At 63.3% G+C, this 11,404-nt stretch carries 12 protein-coding genes; 3 read left to right on the top strand and 9 right to left on the bottom strand.

Annotated features, from left to right (window positions below; all coding sequences use genetic code 11):
• The first annotated feature begins 1 nt into the window (after position 1).
• On the top strand, positions 2-556 hold the full coding sequence (locus AC1DXM_RS02580) for a gluconokinase (RefSeq protein ID WP_477231609.1): 555 nt from the start codon (positions 2-4) through the stop codon (positions 554-556).
• On the opposite strand, the gene AC1DXM_RS02575 is transcribed toward AC1DXM_RS02580, so the two are convergent.
• From AC1DXM_RS02575 to AC1DXM_RS02565, 3 genes are all read right to left on the bottom strand, one after another.
• Positions 551-1,699 (bottom strand): hypothetical protein, encoded by a 1,149-nt coding sequence (locus tag AC1DXM_RS02575; RefSeq protein ID WP_477231608.1) that lies wholly within the window; start codon positions 1,697-1,699, stop codon positions 551-553. The two genes, AC1DXM_RS02580 and AC1DXM_RS02575, sit on opposite strands and share 6 nt — an antisense overlap.
• A 114-nt stretch (positions 1,700-1,813) precedes the next feature.
• On the bottom strand, positions 1,814-2,263 hold the full coding sequence (locus tag AC1DXM_RS02570; protein ID WP_112394487.1) for an RrF2 family transcriptional regulator: 450 nt from the start codon (positions 2,261-2,263) through the stop codon (positions 1,814-1,816).
• Between the two features lie 265 nt (positions 2,264-2,528).
• Positions 2,529-3,515 carry a sulfate ABC transporter substrate-binding protein gene (locus tag AC1DXM_RS02565; RefSeq protein WP_477231607.1) on the bottom strand — a complete coding sequence of 329 codons (987 nt, stop codon included), beginning with the start codon at positions 3,513-3,515 and terminating at the stop codon, positions 2,529-2,531.
• Between the two features lie 228 nt (positions 3,516-3,743).
• On the opposite strand from AC1DXM_RS02565, the gene AC1DXM_RS02560 reads away from it, so the two are divergent.
• Together AC1DXM_RS02560 and AC1DXM_RS02555 are read left to right on the top strand one after the other, a co-directional pair.
• On the top strand, positions 3,744-4,013 hold the full coding sequence (locus AC1DXM_RS02560) for an antitoxin (RefSeq protein WP_477231606.1): 270 nt from the start codon (positions 3,744-3,746) through the stop codon (positions 4,011-4,013).
• On the top strand, positions 4,013-4,411 hold the full coding sequence (locus AC1DXM_RS02555; RefSeq protein ID WP_477231605.1) for a PIN domain-containing protein: 399 nt from the start codon (positions 4,013-4,015) through the stop codon (positions 4,409-4,411). The genes AC1DXM_RS02560 and AC1DXM_RS02555 overlap by 1 nt, the downstream gene beginning before the upstream one ends.
• Before the next feature lie 28 nt (positions 4,412-4,439).
• On the opposite strand, the gene AC1DXM_RS02550 is transcribed toward AC1DXM_RS02555, so the two are convergent.
• The 6 genes from AC1DXM_RS02550 to pbpC all read right to left on the bottom strand — a co-directional run bounded on the left by AC1DXM_RS02550 (position 4,440) and on the right by pbpC (position 11,380).
• Positions 4,440-5,480, bottom strand: coding sequence for a sulfate/molybdate ABC transporter ATP-binding protein (locus AC1DXM_RS02550; protein ID WP_477231604.1), 1,041 nt, complete (start codon positions 5,478-5,480; stop codon positions 4,440-4,442).
• Positions 5,481-5,552: 72 nt separating this feature from the next.
• The gene (cysW, locus tag AC1DXM_RS02545; protein WP_112560300.1) at positions 5,553-6,437 is read right to left on the bottom strand and encodes a sulfate ABC transporter permease subunit CysW; all 885 of its coding nucleotides are present in this window, start codon (positions 6,435-6,437) and stop codon (positions 5,553-5,555) included.
• Positions 6,430-7,281 carry a sulfate ABC transporter permease subunit CysT gene (gene cysT, locus AC1DXM_RS02540; protein WP_477231603.1) on the bottom strand — a complete coding sequence of 284 codons (852 nt, stop codon included), beginning with the start codon at positions 7,279-7,281 and terminating at the stop codon, positions 6,430-6,432. Before cysT ends, cysW begins: the two co-directional genes overlap by 8 nt.
• 23 nt (positions 7,282-7,304) lie before the next feature.
• Entirely contained in the window at positions 7,305-8,333 is a 1,029-nt protein-coding gene (locus AC1DXM_RS02535) for a sulfate ABC transporter substrate-binding protein (RefSeq protein ID WP_477231602.1), read from the bottom strand.
• Between the two features lie 232 nt (positions 8,334-8,565).
• Positions 8,566-9,249 (bottom strand): M15 family metallopeptidase, encoded by a 684-nt coding sequence (locus AC1DXM_RS02530; protein ID WP_477231601.1) that lies wholly within the window; start codon positions 9,247-9,249, stop codon positions 8,566-8,568.
• A gap of 40 nt (positions 9,250-9,289) precedes the next feature.
• Positions 9,290-11,380, bottom strand: a complete 2,091-nt coding sequence (gene pbpC, locus AC1DXM_RS02525; RefSeq protein ID WP_477231600.1) for a penicillin-binding protein 1C — start codon at positions 11,378-11,380, stop codon at positions 9,290-9,292.
• Between the last annotated feature and the right edge of the window lie 24 nt (positions 11,381-11,404).

Raw genomic sequence — 11,404 nt, 5'->3', positions numbered from 1 at the left:
CGTGGACGAAAAGACGGCACAGGCGCCAACGGGCGCTCCCGACCCGGTGCCTCGGGCCATCGTGGTGATGGGCGTCGCCGGCTGCGGCAAGTCGGCCGTCGGCAAGGCGCTGGCAGCAGCGGAAGGGGCCGTCTTTGTCGAAGGCGACAGGCTGCACCCACCCGAAAACGTCGCGCGCATGGCGAGCGGCGAGCCGCTCACCGATCAGCTTCGCGAAGGTTGGCTCGATGCCATTGGCGAGCGGATCGCGGACCTTGCCGGCAGCGGCCAGGGCGTGGTCGCCACCTGCTCGGCGCTGAAGCGCAGCTATCGCGATCGCCTGCGCGGCTTCTGCCGGGATATCGTGTTCGTCTATCTGGAGATCGATCGAGCCACCGCCAAGCGGCGCGTCGCCACCCGCAAGGGGCATTTCATGCCGGCAAGCCTGGTCGATAGCCAGTTCGCCATCCTTGAGCCGCCTGGCGCCGACGAGCAGGCACAAACGGTCGACGCCACGCTTCCGGTGGCCGACATCGTTAGCGCCGTTGGCAGCCTGCTGGCCGGCGCAAAATCATGAACCACCCTCATCGGGCAAGGCGTTTTCCGGCCGTTCGGTGAACCGGTCGGCGCCGGACCAGATCATCATTTGCTCGGGGTAGAGTTTCAGCGCCTCCAGCAAGCGGTCGCGCTTGAGCAGGACGTACTCGGCCTGCAATGCCATGTTCTTGGCGCCGCCGGTCCTTGTCGTGGGCTCAGCGGTTCCCGCCGGGGTCGGCACCAGTTCGGGACTCAGGACGGCGCGGTACTGGCGGAACGGATCGGTCTCGAAGGTCGACATGGAAAACAGCGCCGCCTTGCCTCTGGCGGCGAAATTCGTCGGTGCCGAGGCGAGGTGGGTCCAGCCGCTCTCGCCGATCCCGACTTCGGTGAATGTCGAACCGGCATGCACGGTGTTGGTCACCAGCACGACGCCGTTGTTGCCAAGGATCTTCTGGATCCGGCCGGTGACCTGGTAGGCGTCGCTGCGATCGAAGACGATCCGGCTTTTCAGGAAACGATTCTCGACCCGGACCATCGGTGGATTCAGGAAGCGCAGGCCGAAGGTCGAGTCGGAGATGCCGTGAGCGCTGACGCTGAGCTGGTGCGCCTCGATGCCGGCTTCATAGAGAGCGCGCTTGCCGATGATGGTCTGGGCAGTGAATTGATCGCACCAGATGATGGCGCCGTGGCCGCGCTTAAGCGCCGCTTGCAGGCCCTCCAGGCCCTCAAGCCGGATATCGGGTGACCAGCGGCGGCCGACGAGATGCGCGGCAAGCAGCAATCGCCTGCGGTGGTTGGCGTAGAGCAAGGCCCTGAACTGCTTTTGCGCATCGATGCCGTTGCCGAGCACCGCGCGCGTCGCGGCGGCGTAGCGCACGAAGTCCTTGCGGATATGGCGCTTGAGGCGCAGCCCCGATACGCGGCTGCAGATCGCTGCCCACCAGCTGACCGGCAGCAATGCCGCGACGCCGAGATAGAAGGCGGCCAGCACCAGCTCGCGAAAATCCCTGTTGTTGAAGGTACGCAACTTGCCGGGGCGAACCAGCTTGCGGCTGAAGAAGCGCACATGCTCGGCCCGCTCGGGCACCAGGAGATCGGCGATGATTTCAGTATGGTAAATGACGGCGGACGACGGTGTCCGGTCGGCTTTCCGGGATTTTCCCAACCACGGCAGCCTCATCCGATCGGTGTCCACCTGTTCTTGCGCGTCCGAAAATCGCTTTACTGCGTCTGCCACAGGCGCGCAATCGGCGCCGGCAGGACACGGTGATCACCATTCAGGGTTCGAACTTATCTATATCTGCGACGTCAGTTCGACCGGAAAATCGTCATTGTCGGCATCGCGCATGGCGGCGAGGCTTCTGTTGTCCAGCACCTCGGCGATTGCCTGCCGCACCTCCAGCATCATGTGCCGGACCTGGCAGGTCGCCTCGTCGCAATCCTCGCAGCGCTGGTACTGGGTGCGGCTGGCGCAAGGGATGGGCGCCAGCGGCCCGTCAAGCACGCGTACGACGTGGCCGATCTTGATCTCGGAGGCAGGCCGGGCGAGGCGATAGCCGCCTTCCTTGCCCTTGCGGCTGAGGACGAAACCGGCATTGCGCAACTCGCCCAGAATGGCATCCAGGAATTTCTTCGGGATGTTGTTGGCGACCGCAATGTCGTTGACGAATGCAAGCTGGCCGACCGGCAGGCCGGAAAGATGCACGAGGGCCTTGAGGCCGTATTTGCCTTTTTTGGTAAGCATGCCCGATTCAGTTCATGAAAACCCCAACCACCCGCATCTGGCGGTTGTTTGTGTGCAAATCATGACGTTTCGCCTGAACAACCCGGTTTCGCGTAGAACAAGCCGCCCGGTTGAGAGGTTAGGCACATAGGCGTTGATTCTTTGTAACGTTTTTCACATATGCCGCCGGATTCTGCCGGGTAGCAGTCTCTAGGCGCGCGAAAAAGAAAAAGCCGGCAAAGAGCCGGCTTTTTCTGTTCAGTTTTTCGGTCGGATGCTGCCGATGTCAGCGGCTGCCATAGGTCTGGTCGAGCAGGCCGCCGGCGGCGAAGTGTTCCTTCTGCACCTTGTCCCAGCCGCCGAAGACGTCTTCCACCGTCAGCAGGCGGACATCGGGGAAGTCAGCCTTGTATTTGGCCGCGACTTCAGCATTGCGGATCCTCAGGCCATTTTCAGCCGCAATATTCTGGCCCTCCGGCGTGTAGAGGAAGTCGAGATAGGATTTAGCCAGATCGCGCGTGCCGTGCTCGTCGGCGACCTTGTCAACGATGGCCACCGGGAATTCGGCGAGCAGGCTGACAGTTGGCGTGACCTGCTCGAACTTGTCGTCGCCATACTCCTTGCGGATGCCGCGCGTTTCCGACTCGAAGGTGATCAGCACGTCGCCGATCTCGCGCTGGACGAAGGTCGTGGTGGCGGCGCGGCCGCCCGTATCGAAAATCGGCACATTGTTGAACAGCTTGGTGACGAACTCCTTCACCTTGGCGTCGTCGCCCTTGAACGCCTCCTTGGCGTAGGCGGTCGCCGCCAGATAGGTGTAGCGCGCATTGCCCGAGGTTTTCGGGTTGGGGAAGATCACCTGCACGTCGTCGCGCACGAGGTCGTTCCAGTCCTTGATGTGCTTGGGGTTGCCCGCGCGGACGAGAAACGAAGGCAGCGAATAGAAAGGCGAGGCGTTGTCGGGGAAATCCTTCTGCCAGTCGGCGGAGACGAGGCCCTTCTTGACCAGGAAGTCGATGTCGGTGACCTGGTTGAAGGTGACGACGTCAGCGCCAAGACCTTCGGCAATGGCGCGCGCCTGGGCAGAAGTACCGGCATGCGACTGGTCGACGGTGACGCCGGGATGACCGGCGATGAAAGCCTTGTTCACCTGAACGAACAGCTCGCGCCCGACATCATAGGAAGCGTTGAGCAATTTGTCGGCCGACCAGGCCTGCGAGGCGGCGAGGAACAGACCGGTGGCAGTGGCGACGCTGAGGAAAAATCGCTTCATGAAAAAGGGGCTCCTTGGGAATGCCGGTTCGAATGCACCGATATAACGCGCCAACATAATGGGACCATGTCCAGCGCGACCAGACACGGGGACGCTGCCTGCCATCCAGCGGTGAGAAAAAGTATTGCTGAAACAGCCGGTTGGTAGGATTTCCTTCCAATGCGTCGCAGAATGATTGCATCTTGCCGTTTTGGCATATACATATGGCATATACAAGGACGCGCAGCCATGCCGCAACACCGCCATTCAACGCCGCCGAGGGAAGCGAAGCTCTTTCGCAACAACCGCAGCCAGGCGGTGCGCATTCCCGTCGAGTTCGAGCTTCCCGGCGAAAAAGTCCTGATCAGCCGCGACGGCGACCGTCTGATCATCGAGCCGGTCCGCAAACTCGGCCTCACGGCACTGCTCGCCCAATGGGCGAAAGAGCCGCCGCTTGGTCCTGAAGACGACTTTCCCGAGATCCATGATGTGCCCGTCAGGCCCGAGGACATCTTCTGATGCGGTTCATGCTCGACACCAACATCATCAGCGACATGATCCGAAATCCGGCTGGCAAAGCCGCCGGTGCGGCGGCTCGCGAGGGAGACGGCGCCCTGTGCACCAGCATCGTCGTTGCCTCGGAGCTGCGTTATGGTTGCGCCCGCAAGGGATCGGCCAAGCTGCTCGCCAAGGTCGAGGAATTGCTGGCCGAGTTACCTGTGCTGCCGCTCGATGTGCCGGTGGATAGCGAATACGGCGCACTTCGGGCCGAACTGGAGGCCCGGGGCCAGCCGATCGGCCACAATGACCTTTTCATTGCTTCCCACGCCTGTGCGCTGGGGATCACGCTGGTAACAGCCAATACCGGCGAGTTCAGCCGGATTAAGGGCCTTAAGGTCGAGAACTGGCTGGGGTAGCAACTGATCGAGGATTAGACGTCGAGGACTATGCCGCCGGGAAAAGCTTCCAGCGCCGCGGTCTGAACGCCACCCGGCTCTTCTGCGCCGCCGGATGGTCGACCGGGAGTTCGATTTCGACCCGCTGGCGTTCGCCGCCAATTTCGAGTTCGACGCGCCTGGTGCCGGCGACGCGGCGGCTGGCGGCGACGGTGCCGGCAATGCAGCCGCTGCAGCCGTCGAGCAGTTCGACATCGTGCGGGCGGAAGTAGAGGACTGCCTCGCCACTCGGCGCATGCGGCGCGGACAGCCCGATCGGTCGGTCGGCGATCCAGACCTGGCCGTCCTCGACCTTTACGGGAAGCGTGCTTGATTCACCGATGAAGGAGTAGACGAAGGGTGAGTTCGGCGTGTCGTAGATCTCGTCGGCGGAGCCGACCTGCTCGATGCGGCCCTGGCTCATCACCACGACGCGGTCGGCAAGCTCGAGCGCCTCTTCCTGGTCGTGGGTGACGAAGACGGTAGTGTGGCCGGTACGGTCGTGGATCTCGCGCAGCCAGCGGCGCAGTTCCCTGCGCACCTGCGCGTCAAGTGCTCCGAACGGCTCGTCGAGCAACAGCACCTTGGGCTCGATCGCCATGGCGCGGGCAAGCGCCACGCGCTGGCGCTGGCCGCCGGAGAGCTGAGCGGGATAGCGCTTTTCCAGCCCGGAAAGCTGGACGAGGTCGAGCAATTCTGAGGCGCGGCGGCGGATTTCCGCCGCCGGCGGCCGCGACGGCCCATGCCGGACCTTCAAGCCAAAGCCGATATTGTCGGCGACCGTCATGTGCCGGAACAGCGCATAGTGCTGGAAGACGAAGCCGACATTGCGCTCCTGGATCGACTTCTGCGAGGCGTCGTCGTCGCCGAAGAAGATCTTTCCGAGCGTCGGCCGTTCAAGCCCGGCAATCAATCTGAGCAGTGTCGTCTTGCCGGAACCCGACGGCCCCAGCAGCGCGATCAGCTCACCTGACTTGATGTCAAGCGATACGTCATGGAGGGCCGGGAACCGGTCAAACTCCTTGCGCACGTTGGCAACGCGAACTTCCATGAAAATCCCTCAATAATTTGATGCATGTCGTTATCCCAAAACCGGTTCCCACTTTTGGGCGACATCCATTAGTCAGTGTCCGCGCGTCGCGGCGATCTCGGCGCCGTAGCGCATCTCGAGAAGTGTTTTCAAGACCAGCGTCACCAAAGCCAGGCCGGCAAGCAGCGAAGCGACGGCAAAGGCGCCGACGGCGTTGTACTCGTTGTAGAGGATTTCGACATGCAGCGGCATGGTGTTGGTCAGCCCGCGTATGTGACCGGAGACGACCGAGACCGCGCCGAATTCGCCCATCGAGCGGGCGTTGCACAGAAGCACGCCGTAGAGCAATCCCCATTTGACGTTGGGCAGCGTCACATACCAGAAAGTCTGCCAGCCATTGGCGCCGAGCGAGAGCGCCGCCTCCTCATCGCCATTGCCCTGTTCCTGCATCAGCGGGATCAGTTCGCGTGCGACGAAAGGGAAGGTGACGAAGACGGTGGCCAACACGATGCCGGGCACGGCGAACAGGATCTGGATGCCATGCGCCTTCAGCCATTCGCCGAGCAGCCCCTGAGCGCCGAACAAAAGCACGTAGACCAGGCCTGAGATGACGGGCGAGACGGAGAAGGGCAGGTCGATCAGCGTGGTCAGGAACGCCTTGCCCTTGAACTCGAACTTGGCGATCGCCCAGGCGGCGGAGATGCCGAAGACGACGTTGAGCGGCACGGCGATCGCCGCCACCAGCAGGGTCAGTCGGATCGCCGAACGCGTATCGGGATTGGACAGCGATTCCGTATAGGCGCCGAGGCCTTTGGCCAGCGCCTCGTGAAAGACGATGATCAGCGGCAGGAGCACGAAGATGACGAGGAAGGCGAAGGCCACCGCCATCAGCAGCAGCCGCACCGGCAGGCTTTCGGTCACTGCAGCTGACTGGCTCTCGTGATGCGGCTCGTAGGATTTGATTTCGGGATCAGCCATAGCGCTTACGACTCCATGACTGCGCCAGGTTGATGACCAGCAGCATCAGGAACGACAGCAACAGCATGATCGCGGCGATCGCGGTCGCCGCCGGATAGTTGTACTCCTCCAGCCGGATGACGATCAGAAGCGGCGCGATCTCCGACTTGTAGGGCAGGTTGCCGGCGATAAAGATGACCGAGCCGTATTCGCCAACGCCGCGGGCGAAGGCCAGTGAAAAGCCGGTGATGATTGCCGGCGCCAGTCCCGGAAACAGGATGCGGGTGATGATCTGGAAGCGGTTGGCGCCAAGCGTGGCGGCTGCCTCCTCCACTTCCTTGTCGATCTCCTCCATGATCGGCTGCACCGTGCGCACGACGAAGGGCAGGCCGATGAAGACCAATGCCACGACGATGCCGAGCGGGGTATAGGCGACCTTGATGCCAAGCGGCCCCAGGAGATGGCCGATCCAGCCATTGGGCGCATAGAGCGTGGTCAGCGCGATACCGGCCACTGCTGTCGGCAGCGCGAAGGGCAGGTCGACCATCGCATCGACGATGCGGCGGCCGGGGAAGCGGTAGCGCACCAGAACCCAGGCGACGAGCGTGCCGAAGACGACGTTGACAGCCGCCGCGATGAAGGCGGCGCCGAAGCTGATTTCGAGCGCGTTGAGGGTGCGGCGGTCCGTGGCGATCGCCCAGAAATCGGTCCAGCCGAGGGCTGCCGAACGCCAGATGAGGCCCGACAGGGGAATGAGGATGATAAGCGTGAGGTAGGCAAGCGAGAAGCCAAGCGTCAGTCCGAAACCCGGAATGACGCTCGGCTGTCTGAACCGCCACCCCGCCTTGGCGGGTGCTATGGTCATGTCGTCCTGATCTAGATTTTAGCTCACTGGGCCGGCTTGTAGATCTGGTCGAATATACCACCGTCGCCAAAATGATAAGGCTGTGCCTTCTTCCAGCCGCCGAAAAGCGGATCGTCGATGGAGATCAGCTTGATTTCAGGCGTCTTCGGAATATCCGCCGGATCCACCAGCTCGGGCTTGGCCGGACGATAGTGGTTCTTGGCAATGATCGTCTGGGCTTCCTTGGAATAGAGCCAGCCGAGATAGGCTTCGGCAACCTTGCGGGTGCCCTTGGCGTCGACATTGGCGTCGACGATCGCCACCGGCGGCTCGGCCAGGATCGAGGTCGGCGGATAGACAATCTCGAAATTGTCGGCGCCGAATTCATTGAGTGCCAGATAGGCGTCGTTTTCCCAGCCGATCAGCACGTCGCCAATGCCCTTTTGCGCGAAGGTGACGGTCGAGCCGCGCGCGCCGGTGTCGAGCACCGGAGCATTGGCGTAGAGCTTGCCGACGAATTCCTTGTTCTTGGCCTCGTCGCCGCCATCATTGGCATTGGCGTAGGCCCAGGCGGCGAGGTAGTTCCAGCGTGCGCCGCCCGACGTCTTCGGGTTGGGCGTGATCACCTGGACGCCGTCCTTGACCAGATCGCTCCAGTCATGAATGCCCTTTGGGTTGCCCTTGCGGACCAGAAAGATGATGGTCGAGGTGTAGGGCGCCGAATTGTTCTCGAACTTCTTGCGCCAGTCGGGATTGATCTTCTTCGACTTGGTGACGATGGCATTGATGTCGCCTTCGAGCGCCAGCGTCACCACATCGGCGTCGAGGCCGTCGATAACGGCGCGGGCCTGGGCGCCGGAGCCGCCATGCGATTGCTGGATAGTGACCGTTTCGCCGGTCTCGGCCTTCCAATGGGCGGCGAAGGCCTCGTCATAGGCCTTGTAGAGTTCGCGTGTCGGATCGTAGGACACGTTGAGAATGGTGGTATCGGCAAACGCGAAACCGAGCGTGCCGAACTGGATCGATGTGGCGACCAGTGCGCCGAGCAGTTTCCTGAAATGAGGTTTGGTCATTTCCGCCTCCGTTGATGACGGCTGAACTCTATCGAATTGATAGAAATTAGATGCATTCAACGTTGCCTTTTTTGGCCCTTCGAAGCAATTTTTCGCCGATATTGCGCGCTGAGAGGAAACATTTTCCTCATATTAGCCTAGGCTGACTCCAGGCCGGTCCGGCGGTATTTAGAGGCGGGCCGCGCTGGAGCAAGGCCGCCGCGGCTGAGATTCGCCGTAGCACCGGGTGGTTTCAATTCGCAGTGACGGGGAAGTCGAAGCGCTGCTTCGGAAACGGCTCGTTTGCCAGCGTGTAGTGCCACCATTCGCGCGTATAATTCTTGAAGCCGCCGGAGCGCATGGCATCGAGTAGCTTTTTGCGGTTGGCCGCCGCATCGGCCGCGAGCGGGCGATGGGCGGTTTCGCTCGCCGGATCGAAACAGTCGAAGCTGGTGCCGAAATCCAGTGTGCCGGCACCCGTAGCACCGCAGGCAGCGGATGATGTGCTTTTGCCATCGCTGCGGGCAATGGCGACATCGACGGTCGAGCCGCGTGAATGGGTGGACAGTTCGCCGATATAGCCCTTGGCGATGAGGTCGCCGCGCTTGACCTTGGGATACCATTGCGGGTCGGACGGGCCACCTTCTCTTGTCCAATTGCCCATGTCGGCGACGGCGCGGGCCGGGCGGTAGCAGTCGAAGACGACCAGCGTCAGGCCATCGGTGGCGAGCGCTTTCTGCACGCCAGACAGCGCTTGCGCCGCCTGCCTTGTGAGGATGCAGACCGGCGCGTCATAGCCGTCGGCCTTGCGATGCAGGAAGTTTTCCAGGCCGGCGTAGCGGATGTCCTGGCGGATCGAGGGGTCGACATCGACCAGGCGGACAAAGCCGGCGGGCAGGGGATCGGCGGCGGCGGGGAGAGCGAAGACGAAAGGCATGAGGACGCAAAGTCCAATCCTTTGAATCGCCTGGCGCCATCTATTCAACGAACACCTTCACGCTGGCCGCGCGGCCCACGGCATCGATGACGGTGAGGGTCGAATAGCCGGCGCCGTCGGGCAGCCAGGTCGCGGTGCGGCGGCGGTCGATGCCGACCAGCGGCTTGCCGTTGGCAAGCCAGCGGAATGGCGCGCGGCCGCCTTGCAGCTTCAGCACCAGCGGCGAGGCCTCGGCGGAATTGGTGGCGAGATCGACGCGGGCGCCGTTGGGCGGAAAGATGATGGTCGGCGCCGGCTCGGTCGGGCCTGCCTGCACCAGCCCGTCGGCGCCGGCGCCGAAACGGGCCAGTGTCACCGGCAGATCTTCGCGTTTGGCCTTGACGACGCCGGCCGGTTGGCTGGGCAGCGGCACGGCGGCGAGGCCCGAGCGGACAAAGCCTTCGAACAGGATGGGGGCGGCCGAGACATAGCCGGAGAGGCCGGGCACAGCACCCGCATCGGCGCGGCCGACCCAGACGCCCAGCACGTAGCGGCCGTCGAAGCCGACCGACCAGGCATCGCGATAGCCGTAGGACGTGCCGGTCTTGTAGGCGATGCCGCGCTGCAAGGCGCCCTCGGGCGGTTTTACGCCCGACAATATGTCCGTGATCTGCCAGTTCGCCTGGGCGTCGAGAATGGTGGCGGTGGTGCGTTCGGCATTGGCCGGCTCGGTGCCGTCATGCAGCGTGTTCGCCTTGCCGCCATTGGCGAGCCCGGTATAGAGCTGGACGAGATCGCGCAGCGTCACGCCGACACCGCCAAGGCCGATGGCCAGGCCCGGCGCCTCGTTGACCGGCAGCACCGGGCTGACGCCGGCCTGGCGGAAGCGCGCCATCAGCCGTGCCGGGCCGACAGAGTCGAGCACACGGATCGCCGGCACGTTGAGCGACAGCTGCAGCGCCTGGCGGATCGAGACATCGCCCTGGTAGCCCATGTCGAAATTCTTCGGCCGGTAGCCGCCGAAATCGACCGGGCTGTCCTCGATCAGCATTTCCTGCGCCACCAGCCCCTGCTCGAAGGCGAGGCCATAGATGAACGGCTTCAGCGTCGAACCGGGCGAGCGCACGATCTTGGTCATGTCGATCCAGCCAGAACGGCTGGCCTCGAAGAAATCGGCCGAGCCGACTTCTCCCAGAATGTCGCCGGTGCGGGCGTCCGCCATCACCATGGCGACGGAGAGGCGAGGGCCGAGCTTGATGGCGGCATCGCGCGCCACCTGTTCCAGCCCTTGCTGGACGCTCTTGCGGATCGTCAGCTGCAGCGGCTTGCCGGGGACGGCCTTGGGCAGCATCGCATAGGCGGCATGCGGCGCCAGCGCCGGCAATTTGCGGCGCAGGCCCGAGACATCGTCAAGTGCCGCACGCGCTGCCTCGCGCTCGCCGAGCAGGCCGGAGGAAACCATGCGGGTCAGCACGCGGTCACGGGCGGCATGCGCGATATCGAGATTGCGGTCGGGGCGGCGCTTTTCCGGCAATTGCGGCAGCGCGACCAGCAGGGCTGCTTCCGAGACGGTCAGCCGCTTCGGCTCCTTGCCGAAATAGGCGAGCGAGGCCGCGCGCACGCCTTCGAGATTGCCGCCGTAGGGCGCCAAGGTCAGGTAGCGTTCGAGGATCTCTTGCTTGGACAGCCGCCGCTCGATCTGGATGGCGCGCAGCATCTGCTTGAGCTTAGAGCCGAGGCTGCGGCTTTCGCGTGGCTCGATCAGCCTGGCGAGTTGCATCGACAGCGTCGAGCCGCCCGAGACGATATGGCCGTTGGTGACAAGCTGGCCGGCGGCGCGGGCCAACGCCAGCACGTCGACGCCGTCATGGTCCCAGAAGCGTTTGTCTTCATAGGTGACCAGCATGTCGACGAACTGCTTGTCGACCTGGTCGAGGTGTGTGTCGAGCCGCCAGTAGCCGTCCGGGGTGGCAAAGGCGCGCAACAGCTGGCCGTCGCGGTCCTGGACTTCGGTGGAGACGGTGAGTTTTTCGGGCAGAGGTGGTGGGTAGGCGCGGTCGACCTGCCAAAGGGTGGCGGCTGCAACCGAAAGGATCCCGGCGCAGGTAGCTGCGGTTATTGCGGTGCGGCGGAGAAATTTTCTCGAAAGCATGGCGCCGCCCCTCATTGTCCTGCC

The organism is Mesorhizobium sp. P3_A2, assembly GCF_056403115.1.
This window is presented reverse-complemented; position numbering and strand designations above follow the sequence as displayed.

Coding starts and splice junctions, on each gene's coding strand:
- AC1DXM_RS02535 (WP_477231602.1), bottom strand. CDS start 8,333: ATGACCAAACCTCATTTCAGGAAACTGCTCGGCGCACTGGTCGCCACA.
- pbpC (WP_477231600.1), bottom strand. CDS start 11,380: ATGCTTTCGAGAAAATTTCTCCGCCGCACCGCAATAACCGCAGCTACC.
- cysT (WP_477231603.1), bottom strand. CDS start 7,281: ATGACCATAGCACCCGCCAAGGCGGGGTGGCGGTTCAGACAGCCGAGC.
- AC1DXM_RS02530 (WP_477231601.1), bottom strand. CDS start 9,249: ATGCCTTTCGTCTTCGCTCTCCCCGCCGCCGCCGATCCCCTGCCCGCC.
- AC1DXM_RS02575 (WP_477231608.1), bottom strand. CDS start 1,699: ATGAGGCTGCCGTGGTTGGGAAAATCCCGGAAAGCCGACCGGACACCG.
- AC1DXM_RS02550 (WP_477231604.1), bottom strand. CDS start 5,480: ATGGAAGTTCGCGTTGCCAACGTGCGCAAGGAGTTTGACCGGTTCCCG.
- cysW (WP_112560300.1), bottom strand. CDS start 6,437: ATGGCTGATCCCGAAATCAAATCCTACGAGCCGCATCACGAGAGCCAG.
- AC1DXM_RS02570 (WP_112394487.1), bottom strand. CDS start 2,263: ATGCTTACCAAAAAAGGCAAATACGGCCTCAAGGCCCTCGTGCATCTT.
- AC1DXM_RS02560 (WP_477231606.1), top strand. CDS start 3,744: ATGCCGCAACACCGCCATTCAACGCCGCCGAGGGAAGCGAAGCTCTTT.
- AC1DXM_RS02565 (WP_477231607.1), bottom strand. CDS start 3,515: ATGAAGCGATTTTTCCTCAGCGTCGCCACTGCCACCGGTCTGTTCCTC.
- AC1DXM_RS02555 (WP_477231605.1), top strand. CDS start 4,013: ATGCGGTTCATGCTCGACACCAACATCATCAGCGACATGATCCGAAAT.